Source organism: Leptolyngbya cf. ectocarpi LEGE 11479 (genome assembly GCF_015207065.1).
GTDB classification, from domain to species: Bacteria; Cyanobacteriota; Cyanobacteriia; order Phormidesmidales; family Phormidesmidaceae; genus Leptothoe; species Leptothoe ectocarpi.
The window spans coordinates 1-4320 of record NZ_JADEXP010000456.1 but is presented as its reverse complement, the minus strand read 5'-3'; the positions used below and the strand labels follow the sequence as shown (position 1 = coordinate 4320).

Here is a 4320-nt window from a genome sequence, read left to right as displayed (position 1 = left end):
ACCCACCGCCTAAAATACTTGGAGAAGCTGATAAGGTAACTGTTCAAGAGCAAATGACTACATTGGAACAGGAACTGCAGCAAGTAGAAGCTGAAATTACTGGCCTTGGGGCTTGAGGAGACATCATTTACAAAGATGACTATGGAAGTAAATGGGCTCCTGATTCAGCAAAAAGAGGCATATCAGAAAACGCTTCTGAAGAAATATCAGGCCGCATATGCTCAAATGTCTAAAACCTTGAGTGATACAGAAAAAATTAATCTTGAAGAAGAAATTAAGCAGCTAGAAACATCGATTCAGGCTACTCAAAGAGAAATTAATGAGTTGAGAGTTCCCCAAAAAAGCGAAAGCGAAAGCTATCGCCAGCTTTCTAATGTTTGGGAGGAAGAGCTTCATAAAATCAACTATTCTAAGGTTGAATCAGCCCTTAACACCATATTTAAGCCTCTAAAACGCAGAGAAGGATCTGCTCTGTTTTTTATACGCAAAAGTCAGGATATGGGGGGTAAGTGGTGTATTCAAAAAATCAAACATCGCATCCAGTCAGACTTGGGCTCGGGGCTTGTACCTCGCTCGATTGGTTTTTCGTCATTTCAAAATGCGGATGCTATGGGCGTGTTATCTCGTTTGGCAGAGCGATACATCATTGACATGCCTGTGGAGCAAAATAATCTTAAAGGGTGTACCCAAGCAATTATCAAACGAATAATAGATTCCCTAGAAAGTGGGCAGATCTTTTTGCTTGAGATTCAGCTCTATCGGTTGCAGCCACACGATAGCTTTCTGAAATGGTTTGTTAATGACTTTTGGATGCCTTTAGTGAGTCAACTACCTGCAATTTCTAGCCAAAAACGTAATATCCGACTGATGGCTGTTTTAGCGGTTCAAGGTGGCACTGTCTCTAAAGGCTGTTTATCTTCAGATCTCTGTTGTAACAAAAAGAACTTCAATGGCAGCAAGATTTTCGAGCTAACTCTGCAAAGATGGACTGAACCTGAAATCTGCGATTGGTTATTTGATTTTTCAGGATTAACTGCCCAGGTCAAACGATTAAACGATGATCAGATTGAGCAAATGGCTGAAAATATCCATTACGTTACTGGGGGAATACCCAATAAGGTCTATCACGAGTTGATGAATGCTATGACCCACTGTACTTCTTGAGGACTGACGAGGACCGAATTCAATGCCTAGAAAGTTAACTCAGTATCGATTCCAGGGTGATCCCAGCTTGCGTCCTGAAGATGCCCATCCTGATGCACCAGAGATCGAAGAACCGTATATTGCTGACAAAGCCTTGATTAAAGCGGTGAATTTAGCCATCTATCTAGGGCGACCGCTGCTGCTAGAGGGGGAAGCGGGCTGTGGAAAAACTCGCTTAGCATCAGCCCTTGCTTATGAATTAGGACTGCCGTTTTATCGTTGGGATGTGGGCTCCACCAGTAGGGCAAAAGACGGACTGTATAGCTATGATGCTGTATTGCGTCTCCATGATGTTCAAGCCAAAGAAATTGAGCCAACTTTAAACCGTCAGCCCAGCGATCCCACCTGTTACCGACGTTGGGGAGCCTTGGGTAAAGCTTTTCTCGTAGATGATCGACCTGCGGTAGTGCTAATTGACGAGATTGATAAAGCCGATTTGGATTTTCCTAATGATTTGTTGGGCGTGTTAGATGAGCCTTGGGCCTTTGAAATCCCCGAGACGGGTGAAATTGGTGAGAATAAGGTCCAGGCAAAACACATGCCCATTGTGATTATTACCAGTAATAAAGAAAAAGGCGATTTGCCAGCTCCCTTTTTGCGACGATGTATTTACTACTATGTGAAGTTTCCAGACGATCAAAAACGTTTAAAGGAGATTGTTGATGCTCACTACCAGGTAAAGCCAAGACGCGCGAAAGCTAGCAAGAAACCTAGCGCCATGCTCTTTAAAGCGGCTGCAGAACAATTTTTAGAACTACGTCGTAATGGAGGTTTGTTCAAAAATCCTGGGACCAGTGAGTTTTTAGACTGGTTAGATGCGCTGCAGGGGTTTGACAATAAACCCTATCCAGCAGAACAACTAAAATCTGGCGCATCGATTCCTCATCCAGAGTTATTGTTTAAGCTACGCAGTGACTGGCTCAAGTATGCGTAGCGATGTAGATGAGGCTGTTTTTGAGGATCTAATTACGCAACTGTTTCGACGAGTGCGTCAGCCCTTTAAGCTAGGAATGCGGGAGTATCTGGCAGCCTTAGATGTGCTTCAGGGCGACTTTGAGCTGTCAGGTCGTGAGGAGCTACAGCTGATACTACAGTTGTTGTGGTGCCATTCGCTACCTCAGCAGCGATTATTTGAGCAAATTTGGCATGAGGTGGCGCAGCAGGTTGACTCCAGTTCATCACAATCTCGTTCTGATGTACCGGATCACAGACCATCGTCTGAATCACTGCCGTCCGTGCCCTTGCGGGAAGAACCTATGCCAGCAGAAATGCCTCAGCCGCGTCTGTCTCAGCCGGAGTTAGAGCCCCTGGCGCTGCAGCCACCGCTCCCGTCTGCAGATATTGAAGATTTGCCCGAGCTGCAAACCTATTGGCCTATTTTACGTCGCTCCATGGCCTATGCTTGGCGATATTTGAGGCGTCCTAGACCTGATGGGCCGTTGGATGTACTCGATATTGAATCAACGGTGGACCATGTGGCAAAAGCAGGGTTCTTTTTGTCTCCGGTTTATCATCGTCGCGAGATTAACCATGCCAGTTTATTGCTGCTGATCGATCAAGATGGATCGATGACTCCGTTTCACCGGTTTAGTCGAGACCTGGCTGAAACTGCCCAGGGAGGCGGTCTAACCCGTGTGGACGTGTACTATTTTCACAATGTCCCCACTACTCACGTTTATCGAGATCCCCGCTTAACTGAGCCCATAGCGTTGCAGGAAATCTGGCCATTGTGCGATGGGGATACAAGCGTGTTGATTTTCAGTGATGCAGGGGCTGCTCGGGGGGGACAGCATATTGAGCGAGTGCGTTCTACGACTGAGTTTTTAGTGCCGTTGCAGCAGCGCACTGAGCTAATTGGATGGTTAAATCCAATGCCGGTAGACCGGTGGAATGGAACGTCAGCGGAGCTAATTGCCTATTTGGTGGCGATGGAGCAGATGGATCAAGATGGCTTTAGTAATTTGATTGAAATTATTCGGGGTCAGCCGTTACAGTCGGCGCAGGGATAGAGCGGTCTATGAGTGGTACCCAAGTTACGCAGGCTCAACGGCAAGTAGAGCGATTTGTTCGTCGGTTTGAGCCGTCCTATTTGCAACTGGCGTATTATGCTGCCCTGCCCTTAGTGCTAACTCCAGAACTATTGCACTATCTTAGAAATCAATTTCTGCGGTATGTTGCACTGCCCTGGGTGGCAGAGGCAGATTTGCTGCTGTCTGATCTGTGTTATCCCGTGGGGTATGAGCAATATGCTATGGAGACAGCGGTGCGGGCCTATCTCATGGATGAGATGGAGCAGGTGCTGGGGGAAGAACAGTTGAAATCGGTAGCCAAGCTGTTGCTGAAATATGTACAGCATCTAGAATCTGAGAATCCCTACCGCAGTCGTCAAGATTTGCAGGACCAGCAGCTAGCGGCGATGATTTACATTGACGATGCTCAGCGCGAGAAGGTGGCTCGTCATCTGGCTGAAGCGTATCAGCTGGCATCTGGCGTTGGTGAATCAAATGGACTGTCTGCAGCTGTCAGGTCCGAAATGGCTCGCTTATCCAGCTTTACTCAAGAACTAGCCCCCAAGTTGCAGGCGTATCCACAACTGCTGGCCTATGCCCGAGTGTTGGGGAAGCTTCTAGCCGATCCTAGAAAAGTGGCCTCAGACCAAGCGAGGGCATCCTATGCTGTGATGGATGGAGTGGAGCTGACTGTGCCATCGTCCTTACTGCCTACACCTCAGATTAAATTATCTGATAGTTCAGAAGGTTTTCCGCCGCTTACTGAGTTTGAATTTGTTGACGGACGGTTCGATGATGAGACTGCTGAGAGTGTTTTTCCGGCAGCTTTGCAGACTGAGGAGTTCTTGATTCTGACGTTGGAGGCGGATGATGCTCCTTTTGATGAAGATGTAGCTGGTGAGGCACATGAACAGCAACGAGCGCGTATTCTTGCAGATTGGATAGAGGAATGGGGCGATGTGCCTGAGGAAGGGGATACAGTGCTGCTGCTGCAACCTGAAACGGAACAGCCTCAGGAGGTTTTGATCAGCCGACCTGTTGCATCATGGGATGCCTCTACCTTTTGGATTGTGCGAGGTGACAACAACGTAGAAGAACAGGCTGATAT

General features: G+C 47.3%; 4 protein-coding genes. All 4 read left to right on the top strand.

Going from position 1 to position 4320, the window contains the following annotated elements; translation table 11 throughout:
- Positions 1-141 precede the first annotated feature (141 nt).
- Positions 142-1164 (top strand): hypothetical protein, encoded by a 1023-nt coding sequence (locus IQ260_RS28220; RefSeq protein WP_193996398.1) that lies wholly within the window; start codon positions 142-144, stop codon positions 1162-1164.
- 22 nt (positions 1165-1186) lie between these two features.
- Complete coding sequence (locus IQ260_RS28215; protein WP_193996397.1) at positions 1187-2137, top strand: AAA family ATPase; 951 nt, start codon at positions 1187-1189, stop codon at positions 2135-2137.
- Positions 2130-3212 (top strand): VWA containing CoxE family protein, encoded by a 1083-nt coding sequence (locus IQ260_RS28210; RefSeq protein WP_193996396.1) that lies wholly within the window; start codon positions 2130-2132, stop codon positions 3210-3212. The genes IQ260_RS28215 and IQ260_RS28210 overlap by 8 nt, the downstream gene beginning before the upstream one ends.
- 8 nt (positions 3213-3220) lie before the next feature.
- A partial coding sequence (locus IQ260_RS28205; protein WP_228016502.1) for a hypothetical protein occupies positions 3221-4320 on the top strand: 1100 nt, incomplete at its 3' end.

Bases quoted from the DNA above. Each gene is read 5' to 3' on its own strand.
- IQ260_RS28210 (WP_193996396.1), top strand. From the start codon at position 2,130: ATGCGTAGCGATGTAGATGAGGCTGTTTTTGAGGATCTAATTACGCAA.
- IQ260_RS28215 (WP_193996397.1), top strand. From the start codon at position 1,187: ATGCCTAGAAAGTTAACTCAGTATCGATTCCAGGGTGATCCCAGCTTG.
- IQ260_RS28220 (WP_193996398.1), top strand. From the start codon at position 142: ATGGAAGTAAATGGGCTCCTGATTCAGCAAAAAGAGGCATATCAGAAA.